Annotated in this window: 17 protein-coding genes; 7 read left to right on the top strand and 10 right to left on the bottom strand. The window is 63.7% G+C overall.

Annotated features, from left to right (window positions below):
• Positions 1 to 21 precede the first annotated feature (21 nt).
• From fliD to fliE, 7 genes are all read right to left on the bottom strand, one after another.
• Complete coding sequence (gene fliD, locus AC0V2Y_RS15410; RefSeq protein WP_475415837.1) at positions 22 to 1434, bottom strand: flagellar filament capping protein FliD; 1413 nt, start codon at positions 1432 to 1434, stop codon at positions 22 to 24.
• Between the two features lie 89 nt (positions 1435 to 1523).
• A complete protein-coding gene (locus AC0V2Y_RS15405) occupies positions 1524 to 1961 on the bottom strand; it encodes a flagellar export protein FliJ (RefSeq protein ID WP_046684908.1) in 438 nt (145 codons plus the stop codon).
• A gap of 8 nt (positions 1962 to 1969) precedes the next feature.
• Complete coding sequence (fliI, locus tag AC0V2Y_RS15400; RefSeq protein ID WP_475415838.1) at positions 1970 to 3280, bottom strand: flagellar protein export ATPase FliI; 1311 nt, start codon at positions 3278 to 3280, stop codon at positions 1970 to 1972.
• Entirely contained in the window at positions 3277 to 3966 is a 690-nt protein-coding gene (gene fliH / locus AC0V2Y_RS15395; protein WP_076569647.1) for a flagellar assembly protein FliH, read from the bottom strand. Before fliH ends, fliI begins: the two co-directional genes overlap by 4 nt.
• The gene (locus AC0V2Y_RS15390; RefSeq protein WP_475415839.1) at positions 3963 to 5003 is read right to left on the bottom strand and encodes a flagellar motor switch protein FliG; all 1041 of its coding nucleotides are present in this window, start codon (positions 5001 to 5003) and stop codon (positions 3963 to 3965) included. Before AC0V2Y_RS15390 ends, fliH begins: the two co-directional genes overlap by 4 nt.
• Positions 4981 to 6723, bottom strand: a complete 1743-nt coding sequence (fliF, locus tag AC0V2Y_RS15385; RefSeq protein WP_475415840.1) for a flagellar basal-body MS-ring/collar protein FliF — start codon at positions 6721 to 6723, stop codon at positions 4981 to 4983. Before fliF ends, AC0V2Y_RS15390 begins: the two co-directional genes overlap by 23 nt.
• A gap of 60 nt (positions 6724 to 6783) precedes the next feature.
• The gene (gene fliE, locus AC0V2Y_RS15380) at positions 6784 to 7122 is read right to left on the bottom strand and encodes a flagellar hook-basal body complex protein FliE (RefSeq protein WP_152252600.1); all 339 of its coding nucleotides are present in this window, start codon (positions 7120 to 7122) and stop codon (positions 6784 to 6786) included.
• Positions 7123 to 7668: 546 nt separating this feature from the next.
• On the opposite strand from fliE, the gene AC0V2Y_RS15375 reads away from it, so the two are divergent.
• From AC0V2Y_RS15375 to AC0V2Y_RS15345, 7 genes are read left to right on the top strand one after another with little or no spacing between them, the layout of a single operon-like run.
• Positions 7669 to 8547: a FliM/FliN family flagellar motor switch protein gene (locus tag AC0V2Y_RS15375; RefSeq protein ID WP_475415841.1), complete on the top strand. Its 879-nt coding sequence runs from the start codon at positions 7669 to 7671 to the stop codon at positions 8545 to 8547.
• Position 8548: 1 nt separating this feature from the next.
• Entirely contained in the window at positions 8549 to 8914 is a 366-nt protein-coding gene (locus tag AC0V2Y_RS15370) for a FliM/FliN family flagellar motor switch protein (protein ID WP_046684914.1), read from the top strand.
• On the top strand, positions 8911 to 9681 hold the full coding sequence (gene fliP / locus AC0V2Y_RS15365; protein WP_475415842.1) for a flagellar type III secretion system pore protein FliP: 771 nt from the start codon (positions 8911 to 8913) through the stop codon (positions 9679 to 9681). The genes AC0V2Y_RS15370 and fliP overlap by 4 nt, the downstream gene beginning before the upstream one ends.
• Positions 9682 to 9684: 3 nt before the next feature.
• Positions 9685 to 9957: a flagellar biosynthetic protein FliQ gene (locus tag AC0V2Y_RS15360; protein ID WP_034757874.1), complete on the top strand. Its 273-nt coding sequence runs from the start codon at positions 9685 to 9687 to the stop codon at positions 9955 to 9957.
• Between the two features lie 11 nt (positions 9958 to 9968).
• On the top strand, positions 9969 to 10769 hold the full coding sequence (locus AC0V2Y_RS15355; RefSeq protein ID WP_475415843.1) for a flagellar biosynthetic protein FliR: 801 nt from the start codon (positions 9969 to 9971) through the stop codon (positions 10767 to 10769).
• Positions 10759 to 11898: an EscU/YscU/HrcU family type III secretion system export apparatus switch protein gene (locus AC0V2Y_RS15350; RefSeq protein ID WP_475415844.1), complete on the top strand. Its 1140-nt coding sequence runs from the start codon at positions 10759 to 10761 to the stop codon at positions 11896 to 11898. The genes AC0V2Y_RS15355 and AC0V2Y_RS15350 overlap by 11 nt, the downstream gene beginning before the upstream one ends.
• Positions 11895 to 13982 (top strand): flagellar biosynthesis protein FlhA, encoded by a 2088-nt coding sequence (locus AC0V2Y_RS15345; RefSeq protein WP_326457476.1) that lies wholly within the window; start codon positions 11895 to 11897, stop codon positions 13980 to 13982. The genes AC0V2Y_RS15350 and AC0V2Y_RS15345 overlap by 4 nt, the downstream gene beginning before the upstream one ends.
• Before the next feature lie 67 nt (positions 13983 to 14049).
• Here AC0V2Y_RS15345 and AC0V2Y_RS15340 read toward each other — a convergent pair whose 3' ends face one another.
• From AC0V2Y_RS15340 to AC0V2Y_RS15330, 3 genes are all read right to left on the bottom strand, one after another.
• Entirely contained in the window at positions 14050 to 15150 is a 1101-nt protein-coding gene (locus AC0V2Y_RS15340) for a hypothetical protein (protein ID WP_475415845.1), read from the bottom strand.
• Positions 15151 to 15207: 57 nt separating this feature from the next.
• Positions 15208 to 16083 (bottom strand): flagellin N-terminal helical domain-containing protein, encoded by an 876-nt coding sequence (locus AC0V2Y_RS15335; RefSeq protein WP_475415846.1) that lies wholly within the window; start codon positions 16081 to 16083, stop codon positions 15208 to 15210.
• Positions 16084 to 16263: 180 nt separating this feature from the next.
• The coding region (locus AC0V2Y_RS15330; protein WP_475415847.1) for a flagellin at positions 16264 to 16488 on the bottom strand (225 nt) is incomplete at its 5' end.

The following is a 16488-nucleotide window of genomic DNA, read 5'->3' as shown; positions in this document are numbered from 1 at the left end:
GGCGCGGCTGGCACGTCCGCCTTAGGATTTGTCGTTACTGAACATGGCATCGAACATGTCGGAATTCCGCGTCATTTGTTCCTGCAATACTTGCAGGCGGGAATACTGATCCAGGAAACGGGTGTACGCCGTGTTGTACTGGTTGGTCAGACGCTCGCTGCTCTTGGCCAGGCTTTTCTGCAACTTGTCCGTCGCTGCCATGCGCTGGGTGATCTGGCCTTTTGTGACATTGCTCCACTGGCCCAGCACCTTGTCCAGGCCGCCGAGCACGCCGGCAGGGGCCGACAGGCTGTTGTTGCCGAACAGCTTGTCCAGGCCGCCTGGATTGTCCGCCAGCTTGGCCGTCAGCTTGGCCGTATTCAGGCTGATCGTGCCGTCGCGCTGGGCGGTAATGCCATACGCCACCAGCGACACGCCATCGACGTTCAGGCGCAAGGCATCGCCCATGCTGCTGCGCAGGGCGTTCAGGCCGGAGTCGTGGGCAAAGATGCCGGCGGCGATATTTTTCTCCGGATTGCCGGGGCTGGCCAGGCCATCCATCACGCTTTTCAGCTTGTTGTAGGCGTCGACGAAGGCTTGCACGTTGGCGATGGTGCCGGCACTGTCGGTGCCGACGGTCACGGTCAGGGGATTCTCGCCTGCCGTCATGGCCTTGGTGAACGTCATTTTCACGTCGGGCACGTTGGTAAACGTGTTCGATGCCTGGGTGATCTTGGTGCCGGTGCCCTGGGCGCCCAGCCAGACGATGGCATCCTTGGGTGCCACGAGGCTTTTCATGTCGCTCTGCAGCGCCGTCTGCAGCGCCGGATCCGTCACGCTGCCGGTGTCGATCGAGACGGCATTGGCCACGCCCGTGAGATTCGACGTCAGCACCAGTTGCGCCTGGCTGCCGATATTGATGACGGAAGCGGTGACGCGCGCGTTATTCTTGCTGTTGCCATTGATGGCGGCGGCGAGCTCCTGCGGCGTCAGGTAGGCGTCGCCATCCTTGTTGGCGGCTGCCAGGTCGATGTCGAAGGCGTTGTCGGCCGTGACAGCGGCCAGCGGGTCGCCGATGCGGATGGTCATGTTGCCGCCATTGGCGGGCGTGGTGCTGCTCAAGCCGCCATACGAAGTCTGGCTGGCCGTGGCCAGTTGTTCGACAAAGAACGCATAGCTGCCCGGCGCCGCCTTGATGCCGGCCGTGGCCGTGCCATACGCGGTATTGCTGAAGGTGGCGGACTGGCTCAGCACGGATTTGCTGGACGTCATGGTCGTCATCGCCAGCTGGAATGCCGAGATGGCCGATTTCAGGCTGCTCAGCGCGCTAGTGGTGTTGTTGGCCAGCGTGGTCTGAGCCGCCAGGGCTGCCTTTTGCGCCGCGACCGATTTGGTTGCCAGTTGTTCTGCTGTGACGAGCGGATCGTATCGTGGTGCGGTAATTGCGTTTGCCATGCCAGACTCCTGAATAAAGGGATATACCGGTACAAGGCGACCCCCATTCCCGTTTCGTGAAGTTTTCCTGAAAGAAACTTACACAAGCCTCATTTTACCTGCCCGCGGAACCAGAATTGCGTCGCCAGCTCGTCTTGTCGCTTGGCATCAACTCGGTGTTGCTCATTCGCAACATGCTTTTGTTTTTGCGTCAGCACCTGGTCCAGCACCTCGCGCTTGGCCCAGGCCGTATTCAGGGCGCGTTGCGAAACGGCCATGTTGGCTTCGTGCAAATGCAGGTCGGTACGGTGCTGGTCGGCCATCTGCATCACCGCCTGCTTGAAGTTGCCGCAATTGACGGACAGGGCCAGGGGCAGGGCGCCGCTGGGGCCGCTATCCGTGTACAGGCCCGTCAGACGCTCCAGGTTCTTCTGGTAGCGCTCGCGCACGGCCGTCTGCGCCGCCATTTCGCCTTGCAGGCGTTCCACTTCGGTGCTGCGCAGGCCGACCAGGGTGGTCAGGTTGCGGATGGTATGCGCGTCGCTCACGTATGCTCCTAGGCCATGATCTGTTCAAGTTGTTCGATGCACGGTCCCATCGGCGCCTCTTCCTTCGTGCCCTGGCACAGGAAGGCTTCGATGGGCGCGTGCAGCTGCACGGCGCGGTCGGTGATCGGATCGGCGCCGGGCACGTAGGCGCCCAGCGGGATCAGGTCGCGCACGCGCGCATGGCGCGCCATCGACGCTTTCAGCGCGCGCGCCGCCTGCATGTGCCCGGGCGTGATCACCTGCGCCATGCAGCGGCTGATCGAGGCGGCGATGTCGATGGCGGGGTAGTGGCCCCGCTCGGCCAGCTCGCGCGTGAGCACGATGTGGCCGTCGAGAATCGCGCGCGCCGTGTCGACCACGGGGTCCTGCTGGTCGTCGCCTTCGGCCAGCACCGTGTAGATGGCGCTCATGCTGCCGTCAAGGTGGGCGCCGTTGCCGGCGCTTTCCACCAGTTGCGGCAGGTTCGAAAACACGGACGGCGGATAGCCGCGCGTGGCCGGCGGCTCGCCCAGGGCCAGCGCCACTTCGCGCAGGGCCATCGCATAGCGCGTGAGCGAGTCGACCAGCAGCAGCACGTGCTTGCCCTGGTCGCGGAAATGCGCGGCGATCGAATGGCACAGTTCGGTGGCCATGATGCGCATCAAGGGCGATTCGTCGGCCGGCGCGATCACCAGCACGGCCTTTTTCAAGCCTTCGGCACCGAGCGACTTTTCCACGAATTCGCGTACTTCGCGGCCCCGTTCCCCGATCAGACCGACGACGACGACGTCGGCCACCGTCTGGCGCGTGATCAGGCCCAGCAGCACGCTCTTGCCCACGCCGGAGCCGGCCATCAGGCCCACGCGCTGGCCCTTGCCCAAGGTCAACATGCTGTTAATCGCCCGCACGCCCACGTCCAGCGGCTCGACGACCGGTTGTTTCTTCAGGGGATTGATTTTCGGCGGCGTCACTTCCAGGACGTGTTCGCCGCCGAGGCGGCCCAGGTCGTCGATCGGTTCGCCCAGGCCGTTGACCATGCGGCCCAGCCACGAGGGGCCGATCTGCAGGCTGGCCTTGTCGGGCAGGGGCAGGACTCTGGCGCCCGTGGTCAGGCCCGTCGCCTTCTTGAACGGCATCAGGTAGGACAGTTTTTCGCGGAAACCGACGACTTGCGCATCGAGCCACTCGCCGCTCACAGTTTCAATCTGACAACGCTGGCCCGTGTGCAGGCGGCAGCCGGCGCTTTCCAGCAGCAGGCCGGAAGCGCCGACCAGGCGGCCGGTCGGTGTCGCGACCGGGATATCGCCGATCTCGAAGCTGCGCAGCGTGTCGGCGATCATGCAGGCGCGCCCTGGTCCGCGTGTTCGGCGGCCAGCGCCAGGTGGCTGCTGACCTGTTCCATGCAGGCCGACAGGCGCTGATGGCAGCCGGCGTCGACTTCATTGTCGCCGGCCTTGATGCGGCATTCGCCCGCGTCGAGGCGCGCATCGGCGATCAGGTTCCAGCGCTTGGCGCGCTTCGGATCGAGTTCGCTGATGCGTTTCAATTCTTCCGGATTGAGGAAGACGTCGATTTCCTCGCGCGTAGGCGGCATCGACGCCAGGGTCTCGTCGACCAGGGCCAGCAATTGCACCGGCTGCAGCGCCAGTTCCGCGCGGATCACCTGGCGCGCCACCTTGGCCACCAGGTCGACCACTTCCTTGCGCTGCGCTTCGCGGTAATCGGCGCGCACTTTCTTCAGGTCGCGCAGGATGGCGTCGACGGGGCGGGCCAGGCGGTCCAGCGCCACCAGGGTTTCATTGCGGCCTTCTTCGCGGCCCTGCGCCATGCCATCGCTGCGCCCGGCGTCATAGCCGTCCTGCTGGCCTTGCACCAGGCCCACTTCGTAGCCGTCGCGCTGGCCCTGCTCGAAGCCTTCCGAGACGGATGCCTGCCACTGGCCGTCCGTGTCCTCGCTGGCGGCGCGCTGGCCGGCGGCGATGAATTGCGACAGGGGCGGGAAACGATACGAGCGGAAGTGTTTCATTCGATCACCGCTTCAGCAAACAACTGCACTTCGATCTCGCCCGCATCGGCGAGGCCCTTGACGGTGGCCATGATTTCCTGGCGCGTCTGTTCGATGCGCGACAGCGGCACGGGACCGGAACGGCGCATCATGTCTTCGAAGCTCTGCGCCTGGCGGCGCGGCATGGTCTTCAGCACGGCGTCGCGGATCGACGGTTCCGCGCCCTTCAGGGCGATGGCCCACTGTTCCATCGGCACGTCTTCCAGGATGCGCGTGAGCGTGACGTCGCTCTGCGTGGCCAGGATCAGGAAGTCGTACATGCTCAGTTCGATTTCCGAGACGACGTCCGGGTCGTGCGCGCGCAGCAGTTCGACCAGCGCGGCGCGGTTGCCCGGCATGCGGTTGAGAATCTCGGCCGCCTGGCGGATGCCTTCCACGCTGGTGCTTTGCGTGTCGAGCGTGCCCAGGCAGCGGCCCACCAGTTCGTCGAGCTCGACCAGCAGGTCGCGGTCGATCTCGTCCAGGCGCGCCAGGTTCAGCAAGACCAGGTCGCGGCCTTCAGCGGGCAGGGCGTCGAGGATCTGGCCGGCCAGCGCGGGCGGCAGGAAGGCCAGGAACACGGCTTGCATCTGCACGTGCTCGTTGACGATGTATTCGGCCAGCCACTTTGGCGAGGCCCACTGCAGGCGCGCCATTTTGGGACGGATAGCGTCGCCGTAAATGTTGTTGAGCACGCTATTTGCGATATCGCTGCCCAGCGCCATGTCCAGCGAACGCTTCAGGTAGCTGCGCGAGGCGCCATGCACGCCGCTTTGCTGGCGGTAGTCGTCGAAGAAGGTCTGCATGGCCGTTTTCACGGATTCGACCTTGATGCCGCTCATGCGCGACATCACTTGCGTGACTTCCAGCAATTCTTCGCGCGACAGGCAGCGCAGCACGTTGGCGGCCTGTTCTTCGCCTATGCTCAGCAGCACGATAGCGGCCTGTTCCACGGGAGTCAGGCTGACGCTTTCGTACTCTGCGCCGTCGGAGGGATTATTGTTGTTGAGTTCGGCCATTTTTCTGCATCCATTGTTTGACGACTTCGGCGACACGCTCGGGTTCTTTTTCAGCCAGCACTTTCAGGTGGTCGACCATCACGTCGACCGCCGAGCCTGGTGGCGGCAAGTCATAATTTTCCAGCAGCGGCACCACCGGCATGCTGTTGCCGGCGGCGGCCTCGCCTTCGAGCGCCAGCGGGCTGCCATTTACGCCCAAGGCCGGCGCGCCGGCTGCGGCCACGCCATTGGCGCCGGCGGCGGCGGCGCTGCTGCTGCCGCCCAGTGCCAGGGCCGGATCGAGCTGTTTCAGTGGCGGCGGCGCCAGGCGCGAGGTCAGCAGGCGCAGCAGCGGACGCAGGATCAGGAAGTAGCCGAGCACGGCGCCCAGGGCGTACAGCAGCCAGCCGCTGAAATCGACGACGGTGTCGCGCTCTTCCCACCACTGCGCCACGGGCGGCTTGGCAGGGAAGGCCAGCGCCGTCAGGCTCAGGCTGTCGCCGCGCTGGGCGTTGATGCCCAGGCCGCTGTTGAGCATTTTTTCAATATTGCCCAGTTCGGCAGGGGTCCAGCCCGTTTTCGGGTTCGGTGCGGCGGCGCTGTTGAGGACCACGGCGACGCTGAGTTTTTCCAGGCGGCCACGGCTGCGCTTGATCTGCGTGATGCTGCGGTCATACGCGTACTGGCGCGTGGTGGCGTTCTTGCGGGCCGTGCCGTCGTCGGATGGCTTCGGTGCGCCATCGGCGGGCGCGGCGCCGGCGGCGTCGGCCGGTGCCGGCACGGCGGCCGCCGGAGGACGGTTCGACAGGCTGCCGGGAATGCCGGCCACGGTGCGGTTGCGTTCCTGCTCTTCGCGCATCGCTTCGCTCGTCACTTTCGGGGCTTCGCCGTATTTTTCCAGCGTTTCGTCCACGCGGTCGTTGTTCACGGCGGCCGTCACGCTGAGCTTGAAGTTGTCTTCGCCGATGACGGGGCCGAGCAAGCCCGTGACGTTGCGGCGGATTTCATCCTGGAAACGTTTCGCGCCTTCATTGCCGGCGGCCGACGCATCGAAACCGTCCGTCAGGTCGACGTGCGAGGACAGCAGGTTGCCGCCCTGGTCGACCAGGCTCACGCGCGTGGGCGCCAGGCTGGCGACGCTGCCGGCCACCATGTTGATGACGGCGGCGATCTGTTCCGGCGCCAGGGTGCGGCCCGGTTTCAGCGCCACCACCACGGAGGCGGACGATTTGTCGCCATCGCTGGCGACGAACGAGGTCGACTTGGCGATCGACAGATGGACGCGCGCCGAAGCGATCGCGTCCATCGTCATGATGCTTTGCGCCAGTTCGCCTTCCAGGCCGCGGCGGAAGCGCACGTCCTGCACGAATTGCGACACGCCCAGCGGATCATTCTTGTCCATCAGTTCCAGGCCGGCCGGCAGCTGCGCCGTCACGCCCTTCGAGGCGAGCAGCATGCGCACCTTGCCCAGCATGGCGTCGGGCACCAGCACCTGGCCGCTGTCCGGATGCAGGCGGTAGGGGATGTGCTCGGCGTCCAGCGTGGCCATCATATCCGTCACGGCCACCTTTTCGCGCGCGCCAAACACCGGCTTGTAGTTGGCCTGGTCGCGCCAGGCATACATGGTCACCATGGCGGTGATGCCGATGGCCAGCGCGACGATGGGAACCAGGTTTTTCAGCAGGGCGGGCGGGATGGCGGGCTGGGCGCCAGGGCGCCAGCGCGCAAATGCGGACTTCATGGTGGTAATCACTTGGGGTAACTTTCGCTGGGAGGCTGGGCGTGGATCAGGACGTGAAGATTACAGAGGCAGTTTGATGAGTTCGTCGACGGCGCCCATGACCTTGTTGCGCACTTGCATCAACATGGAGAAGGACAGGCTTGCTTCCTGGCTGGCCAGCATGGCGCCGACCATGTCGTCGCTCTTGCCGCTGTCGACGTCGCTCATTTTCTGCGCGGCCAGGCGGTCGTCGCCGTTGACCTTGCCGATGGCGTCTTGCATGCTTTGCGCAAAGGAGAAGCCCGATTGTTCCGGCGCGCCGAACTGGGCGGCGGGCGCGATGCTGGCGCCCAGGGCGCGCGCGTCATTGCTCAGTGCTGCCAGATCGGCCTTGATCAGACCTGCGAGTTCGTTGCTCATCTTGCCCTCTACTTTCAATATGCGGTGACGTATCAATAGAATTACTGGTGTTGCCAATCCGGCAGCAGTGCAATCATGCCATCCTGCCCGGCCCGGTCCACAAGGCCCATCAGTTTTATCAGTTGCCACACCATCCGCTGAAGCAGACTCGAACAAACTCAGCAAACCTGCGCCGACATGATTCACATGGCCATGACAACTAATATTTATCTGATAAAAGTTTCTTCTGGTGGCAATAACGGAATGGAAACTGCCATAAAAACCGGAATCAGGTAAGCGGAATGGCGCACTGCAAATCACTATTTTGTCGCTATAAGCTTACCTCGCGGCAACTATAAAGTAAAGAGTGGATTGGCTCAAGGAATATTGATACATGGCAATATTTAGCGTTTTCATGTATTGTTCAGCACCGTAGTCATCTACCATGCGATACGATGCGCAATCGTTTGCTTGCGGGCCTGCCGGCCAGGCCAAGATGATGCTGTATTTAATTTCGGGCGATCCGTATAATTTGTTCTGCCACCGCAATACCGACATGACCACTACATGACAATCATTACCAAGACAGATCAAACTGCGCGCCATCAAGTCCTCGATTCCTGTCTGCTTGGACGTCCTGTCCATTTGCTGCATGTATTCGGCGCCCAGCTGCGCGACGACCTGGCCGTGGCCCTGCGCCAGCCCATGAGCCGTCGCTACTGGGGCAATTTCCAGATCGATGCCGTGAGCTTGTCGCGCGTGGAGAACGAGGACGGCGCGAACCGCTGGCTGAGTTTTTCCGCGCCGGCCGGCCAGCCGGGCTTTGCGCTCGAGCGGCAGATACTCTTGAGCGTGCTGAACTATCGCTATGGTAGTGCCGGCGCCAAGGGGGCGCTGCCCGATCCGGCGCAGGTGCGCGTGACGGCCACGGAGGAGCGCCTCGCTGTGGTGCTGGGACAACAGTTGGTGGGCAGCTTGTTTGCCCGCATCCACAAGAACCTGCAAACCCTGGGCAAGAGCAGCGACATCGATACCAGTGCCGAGGTCGCCGTGCAGTCGGGCGTGCATCCGGCGCGCGGCAGCTGGATCATCACGGTGGCGCTCAGCGACGTCGAGGCGGGGCAGAGCGGCCAGTTCTGGTTTTCGCTCGACAAGCGCCTGATGGCCGACGTGCTGCGCGGCCTGCTGCCTGAGCGCGCGCAAGCGAAGAAAGCCTTGCGCGGCAGCGTGCGCCCGCTCGCGTCGCGCCTGCAAGTGACCCTGGAAGGCCGGCTGGTCAGCAAGCAGATGCAGCTGGGCGCCTTGTTCGACTTGCGCGTGGGCGACGTGATTCCCGTCAGCCTCAGTCGTACCGACGTCATGCTGGACGACTCCCGTTTATTTACAGCGGCTGTTTCCGAACACAAGGGCAAGCTCTGTTTAACCTCATTTGAAGATGTCGAATAATATGAATATGACCGATACCAACCAGAGCGAAACCCTGCTGGAAGACCTGGGCGATGACATGATCATCGACCAGGGCGACGTCTCCGACGTGGCCAGCACCCGCGCGCGCCGCGACATTCCGCAGATGATGCGCAAGATTCCCGTCACCCTGACCCTGGAAGTGGGCTCGGCCCGCATTTCGCTGGAAGAGCTGATGGCCATCGGCCCGGAAAGCGTGATCGAACTCGACATGCTGGCCGGCGAACCGCTGGTGATCAAGGTCAACGGCACGCCGATCGGCCGCGCCGAAGTGGTGGTGGCCGGCGAGAACTATGGCCTCAAAGTCATCGACCTCGACGGCCTCAATCTCGACCTGATGACAGCATGAAGCTGGCGGTACCCGGTTTGAGCCGGCGCCGCGGCGCGCTGGCTGCCGCGCTGGCTGTTCCTCTTTTGATGCTGTGCTGCGGCGCCGCCGGCGCGCAGGACCTGCTGGCCGGCGTGGTGCCGGGCGCAAAGACCGACCTGTCGGTGAAGATGCAGATCCTCGTTGTCATGACCCTGCTCGGGCTGCTGCCCGTGATGGTCATGATGATGACCAGCTTTACCCGCTTCGTCATCGTGCTGTCCCTGCTGCGCCAGGCCCTGGGCCTGCAGCAGGGCTTGCCCAACCGTATCGTCACGGGCATCGCCCTGATCCTCACCTTGCTGGTCATGCGCCCCATCGGCGACCAGGTGTGGAAGGAAGCGTTCGTGCCGTACGACCGCGACCAGATCGGCATGCAGGAAGCCCTGAAGATCGCCGAAGTGCCGATTTCGCGCTTCATGCTGGCGCAGACGAGCAAGGCCGCGCTGGCGCAGATCGCCCACCTGGCCGGCGAACCGTCGAGCATGCGTCCGCAAGACCACAGCTTCACGGTCAAGCTGGCCGCGTTTGTCTTGTCCGAACTCAAGACGGCGTTCCAGATCGGCTGTATGCTGTTCATACCGTTCCTCATCATCGATCTGGTGGTGGCGTCCGTGCTGATGGCCATGGGCATGATGATGCTCTCGCCGCTGGTGATCTCGTTGCCGTTCAAGCTGCTGCTGTTCGTGCTGGTCGACGGCTGGACCCTGACCGTCAACACCTTGGTTACCAGCATACAGGGCTATTGAGCGATGTTTACCCCTGAAGTCGCCGTTGACCTGATCATCGAAGCGCTGCATGTCGTGATGCTGCTGGTGGTCATCCTGGTCGTGCCGGGTTTGCTCATGGGCCTGCTGGTCGCGCTGGTGCAGGCGGCCACCTCGATCAATGAACAGACCATGAGTTTCCTGCCGCGCCTGCTGGTCACCTTGCTGGCCCTGATCCTGGCCGGACGCTGGATGGCCGGCTACCTGATGGATTATTGCGTGTCCATTTTTCAGCGCGCGGCCACCCTGGTCGGATAGCGCCGCGCGCCATGGATCAGATTTTCAATCAGCTGCTGCCGTTTCTGCTGGCCGTGTGGTGGCCGTTCTGCCGCATCCTGGCCATGCTCAGCGCCTCGCCCGTGATCGGCGACGCCATGGTGCCCGTGCCCGTGCGGGTGCTGCTGTCGCTGGTGCTGGCGATCCTGATGCTGCCCGTGATGCAGGCGTCGGGCATCTCGCAGGACTTGCTGAAGATCGATCCGTTTTCCCTGCACGCCGTCGTCGCCACCCTGGAGCAGGCCATCGTCGGCTTCGTTCTGGGCCTGGCCTTCCACTTCGCCATGTCCGTCATGTCGGTGCTCGGCTACCTGGTCTCGAGCCAGGTGGGCTTTTCCATGGCCGTCATGAACGACCCGCTCAACGGCACTTCGTCGGACGTGATCACGGGTTTGCTCACCATCATGTGCATGATCGTGTTTTTCGCCATCGACGGCCACCTCGTGCTGACGGGCGTGATCGGCGCCAGTTTCAAGGCCTGGCCAGTGGGGCAGGGCTACGGGCCGTTGCTGCTGCAGACCGTGGCGTACAACGTGGCGTGGATCTTCGCCGCCGCCATGCTGCTGGCCTTGCCCATCATCTTTTCCACCATGGTGGTGCAACTGGGCTTTGGTTTCCTGAACCGCGTGGCGCCGTCGCTGAACCTGTTTTCGCTGGGTTTTTCCATGATCACCATGTTCGGCCTGCTGATGCTGATGCAGATCGTGCGCTTTATCCCGGAACACTATGTCGCCATGACGAACCGTGTGCTCGATATGATCGCCGAACAGATGCGGGTGGCCCATGGCGGATAGCAGCACGGGCGACAAGACAGAAAAGGCGTCAGCCCAGAAGCTGAAGAAATCGCGCCAGGAAGGGCAGGTGGTGCGTTCGCGCGACCTGTCGACGGCGCTGGGCATTTTGATCAGCATGAAGGTCTTCATCTACCTGCTGCCGGGCTATCTGGTGAGCTTTCGCGAACTGTTCGCCATGGCCTTCATGCCGCTCGACAGCAAGGGCGCGCTGGACAATGCCATGTCGATGGCGTTTACCACCTCGGTGGGCTTGCTGATCAAGATGATCGTGCCGCTGTTTTGCGTGCCCCTGTTCGTCGTGCTCGGCTCACTGATCCCCGGCGGCTGGGTCGTCAGCACGAAGAACTGGATGCCGAAGATGGAGCGCCTGAGCCCGGCCAAGAACCTGGGCCGCCTGGTGTCGCCGAAGCATGGCTTTGAATTCGGCCTGTCCATCGCCAAGGCCGCCGTGCTGGGCATGGTGCTCGTGCACGTGAGCCGCTCCAGCCTGACGCAGTACGTGGATTTGCAACACCGGCCCCTGCAGCAAGCCATGCTCGACGGTTCCGCGCTGATGCTTGACGGCCTGATGGCGCTCATTTCCGTCTTCGTGCTGTTCGCCATCATCGACGTGCCGGCGCAGGCGTTTTTCTTTGCCCGCAACCAGCGCATGAGCAAGCAGGACGTCAAGGAAGAACACAAGAGCAGCGAAGGGCGGCCCGAAGTGCGCCAGCGCATCCGCCAGCTGCAGCAGCAGATCGGCCGGCGCAGCGTGCGCAAGACCGTGCCCGACGCCGACGTGGTGATCGTCAATCCCGAGCACTACGCCGTCGCGCTCAAGTATGACCAGGACCGCGCCGAGGCGCCGTTCGTCGTTGCCAAGGGCGTCGACGAGATGGCGCTGTATATCCGGCAAGTGGCGAAGGAACACGATATCGAAACGCTGGAGTTGCCGCCGCTGGCGCGCGCCATCTACAACACCAGCCAGGTGCAGCAGCAGATTCCCGTGCAGCTGTACCAGGCCGTGTCGCAGGTGCTGAACTACATCCTGCAATTGAAAGCATTCCGGTCCGGGCAGCGTGCTGCCCAGCCCGTATTACCCACCGAGATGGCCGTGCCATCTCATTTGAGCGAGGTCGTACCGCCATGAATTTCCTGAACCGGTTGGTTGCCGAAATGCGCCGCCACAAGTTCGCCACGCCGCTGTTCCTGCTGGTGATCCTGGCGATGATCATCCTGCCGCTGCCGCCCGTGCTGCTCGATATCCTGTTCACTTTCAATATCGTGCTGGCACTGATCGTCATCCTCGTCAGCGTGTCGGCCAAGCGGCCCCTCGATTTCTCCGTCTTCCCGACGGTGATCCTGGCCACCACCATGCTCAGGCTGACCCTCAACGTGGCGTCCACGCGCGTGGTGCTGCTGCACGGCCATACTGGCGCGGACGCGGCCGGTAAGGTGATCGAGGCCTTCGGTAACGTGGTGATCGGCGGTAACTTCGTCGTCGGTATCGTGGTCTTCGTGATCTTGATGATCATCAACTTCGCCGTCGTCACCAAGGGCGCCGAGCGTATTTCCGAGGTGTCGGCGCGCTTCACCCTCGATGCCTTGCCGGGCAAGCAGATGGCCATCGATGCCGACCTGAACGCCGGCCTGATCAACCAGGAAAAAGCCCAGATCCGCCGCAAGGACGTGGCCGCCGAAGCGGATTTCTACGGCGCCATGGACGGCGCGTCGAAGTTCGTGCGCGGCGATGCCGTCGCCAGTATCCTGATCCTGATCATCAACATGGTCGGCGGCGTGGCCATCGGTTCGCTGATGCACGATCTGTCGTTTGGCGATGCCTTCCGTCAATACGCGCTGCTGACCATCGGCGATGGCCTGGTGGCGCAGATCCCGGCGCTGCTGCTGTCGGCCGCGGCTGCCATCCTGGTGACCCGCATCAGCGATTCGGGCGACTTCGAACAGCAGGTGGCAGGCCAGGTACTGACCTCGCCAACGGTGATCTTCAGCGCGGCCGGCATGATGGTGGCGCTGGCCCTGATTCCGGGCATGCCGTGGTTCATGTTCATGACCTTCGCCGCCGTGCTGGCCTTCGTGGCCTGGCGATTGACCAAGCGCGTGAAGGGGCCGGACGCGGCGGGCATGGCGGCCATCGAGGCGGCCTTGCGCGACGACAAGCCGGCCGAACTGGAGTGGCAGCAACTGCCGGCCGTGCAGCCATTGATGGTGATGCTCGGCTATAAACTGGTCGGCATGGTGGATAAAACGCAAGGCGAGCCGCTGAACAAGCGCGTCAAGGGCGTGCGCCAGAGTTTGTCCGAGGCGATGGGCTTGCTGCTGCCGAATATCGGCGTGCGCGACGACCTGGCCCTGAAACCGTCGCAATACGCGATCGTGCTGTCCGGCACCGTGGTGGCGCAGGCGGAAGTGCAGGCCGACCGGCTGATGGCGATCCCGTCGCCGAACGTGTATGGCCAGCTGGACGGCATTCCCGGCATCGAGCCGGCCTACGGCATGCCCGTCACGTGGATCGAACCGAGCGAAAAGGCGCATGCACTGGGCCTTGGCTACCAGGTCATCGAGGCGCCCAGCGTGATCGCCACGCACTTGTCGAAGATGGTGCGCGAATACCTGCCGGAACTGTTCCGCCACGAAGATGTGTCGAACATGATGGAGCGCCTGACGGCCCTGTCGCCCAAACTGGCCGGCGCGCTGGACAAGGCGCTGACGCACACGCAGCTGCTGCGCGTGTTCCGCGTCTTGCTGGCGGAAAACGTGTCATTGAAGGATATCGTGCCCATCGCCACCACCTTGCTCGACAGTTCAGAAACCACCAAGGATCCCATCCTGCTGGCGGCCGAAGTGCGTTGCGCGCTGCGGCGCCAGATCGTCAGCGGCCTGTTTGGCCAGAAGATGGAAATGCAGGCGTTCAACCTGGGCGGCGAGCTGGAAAACATGCTGCTCGGCTCATTGAACCAGGCGCGCCAGTCGGGCAAGGTGACGCTCGATAACTATCCGATCGACCCGCATCTGCTGTCGCAGCTGCAGGTGAACATGCCGGTGGCGCGCGAGCAGATGAAGCAGCAGGCCACGCCGCCGCTGCTGCTGGTGCTGCCGCAGATCCGTCCGCTGCTGGCCCGCTACGCGCGCCTGTTCGCGCCGGGCCTGCATGTGCTGTCGTACAACGAAATCCCGGAAAACCGCGAAGTGAGCATCATCGGCACGGTGGGCTAGTAGGGCGGGATGAAAAGAAAAACGGCGCTGCGGGCGCCGTTTTTTGTGCTGTATCAATCCTGCTGTATCAATCCTGCTCGTCGATGGGCGGCAACAGATCGTGCTCCTGGCCATCGGCCAGCAGCAGCACGGTGCCGCCTTGCGCCGCTTCTGCCTCGTTGCCATAGTCGTAGCCGAGCGGCGCCGCCACTTCCTTCGAGGCGGCGATGGTCTCTTCTTCTGCTGCCGCCGCAGGTGCTGCGGGCGCATCGGGATCGGCCGCCGCTTCCGCTTCCGGCTGCGTCAGCAGCAAGGCCACTTCGGCCATGGCGCGGAACAGGGGCAGCGACAGCGCAGCGGCACCCGCCTGCATCGGGTAATTGCCGTGCATGCGCTGCGCGTGCAGCTGGCGGTTCAGGCGGCAGCGCACGACGCGCAGGCCCGCGCGCCGCACGGCGCCGGCGATCTCGGGCAGGGCCAGGCGCAGGTGGCGCAGCGCCGCTTCCTCGTCGGCGGCCAGTTCCAGCAGCACGCCGTCGCCGGCCGGCTCCATCTGGATCACGACCCGGCCGATGCCGATGATGATCAGCTCGACGCGCAGCGCCACCTTGCCGCGCCGCCTCGGCGTTGCCTCATCGTCTTCATCGCTGGCCAGCACGCGCAGCAGCAGGCGCTGGCCGCCCCAGCCATACACGGCAAAGCGCCACGCTTCGCTGTCGACCGTCAGTGGCGGACGGGCGCCTTCACGCAGCAGCGCCGGTTGCTGCTCGGCCATGAACAGGCTGCCCGGCACGTGCTGGCCGCGCGCCTGTTCCTGCAGCGCCGCATACTGTTCGCCATAGGTCTTGACCATCACGCGCCACGAGGCGGCCAGCTGCGCCGCGTCGGGCGGCTGCCACACCAGCTGGCGCGTGAAGAACAGCTGATTGACCTGCATGGCGCTGCTGTCGCGCGGCATGGCGCCGCCCGTGCCGTCGGCGTTGGGCTTGATGAGGGACGCCAGGCTGTCCTGGCCCTGCTGCTGCAGCTGGGCGGGCAGGGTGCCGGCGTCCGGTGCGGGTGCCATGTAGGGCCCGATCGGCACCAGCGGCTGGACCACGCCCGGCACCATCGGCGTCGCGGGGCTGACGTCGAAGCGCTGGGTAATCAGGGGCACGGGATTGCCCGATGCAATGCGGTCTATCGCCATGCCATTGCTTCCTGCTGATACCTATTCATCCGATCCGCCATCGCGTCCTGCCAGTCACTATTGTAGTAAAGAAAGAATCAGCTTGCTCATGCTCTGGCTTTGCTTGAGCATGGCCGTGCTCGCCTGCATCAGCATTTGCGCCGAGGTCATGTTGGCGCTTTCGGCCGCGTAATCGACATCCATGATGCGGCCGATGGCGGTCTTGGTGTGGGTGATCATGTTGGACAGGTTATTGTAGACATGACCGAGCCGGTTCGCCGTGGCGCCCAGCGCCGAGCGCACGCTGCCGACCTTGTCGACGGTCGCCGCCAGCAGGTCTATCATGCCGTTGGCGCTGCTGTTGCTGGCAAATTCGCTGCCGGGCGTGGCGCCTGGCGCGAAATTGGCCGAGATCGCCTGCAGCGCCGCATCCAGGCCGGCCATGTCGCCCGCCACGCTGAACTGCATGGTCTCGCTGCCGCTGGCGCCGATCTGGAACGTCATGGCTTGCGACAAGGTGCCGTTGCCGGCGCCGCCGTTGCCCAGCAATAAGGTGCCGCCGTAGCGGGTGTTCGTCATCACGTTGTACAGTTCGGCGCCCAGCGCATCGTATTCGCCCTGCATGGCGTCGCGGTCCTTCTGGTTCGACGAGGCGTCCGCTGCCTGGGTGGCCAGGTCCTTCATGCGCACCAGCATGCTGGTGACTTCGCCAAACGCGCCTTCGGCCGTCTGCAGCAGCGAGGTGCTGTTTTGCGTGTTGCGCATGGCCACCGCCATGCCGCTGGTCTGGGCGCTGAGCCTGGTGGCGATCTGCAAGCCGGCCGCGTCGTCCATGGCCGAGTTGATGCGAAAGCCTGTGGAGAGGCGCGTCATCGACGTCGACAGCAGCTGCTGGGCCCAGCCCATGGCCCGCTGGGCAGACAGTGCGGCGGTATTGGTATGAATGCTCAGCACGCGGCGGCTCCAGTGGATGATTGTTCGGTGTTCTGCCTTGTATAGGCGACTATGCCGGCAACATCGTTAAACGTGATGGCAATTTAGTTCAATTTGCCTGAATGCGTCGCGCTGCAGGCGAAAAAAAAGCCAGACCGGAGTCTGGCTTCGATAGGTTGGCCGCACGCGGCCAAGTCCATATTATTGCAGCAGGGACATGACCATCGAGGACATGCTGTTGCTTTGTTTCAGCATCGCGGTGCCAGCTTGCAGCAGCATTTGCGACGACGTCATGTTCGAGCTTTCGGTCGCGAAGTCGGTGTCCATGATGCGGCCGGTAGCGGCTTTGGTGTTGGTGGCGATGTTCGACAGGTTGGTGTTGACGTGGTCCAGACGGTTGGCCGTCGCGCCCAGTGCCGAACGCAC

This window comes from Janthinobacterium sp. BHSEK, from assembly GCF_056174685.1.
This window is presented reverse-complemented; position numbering and strand designations above follow the sequence as displayed.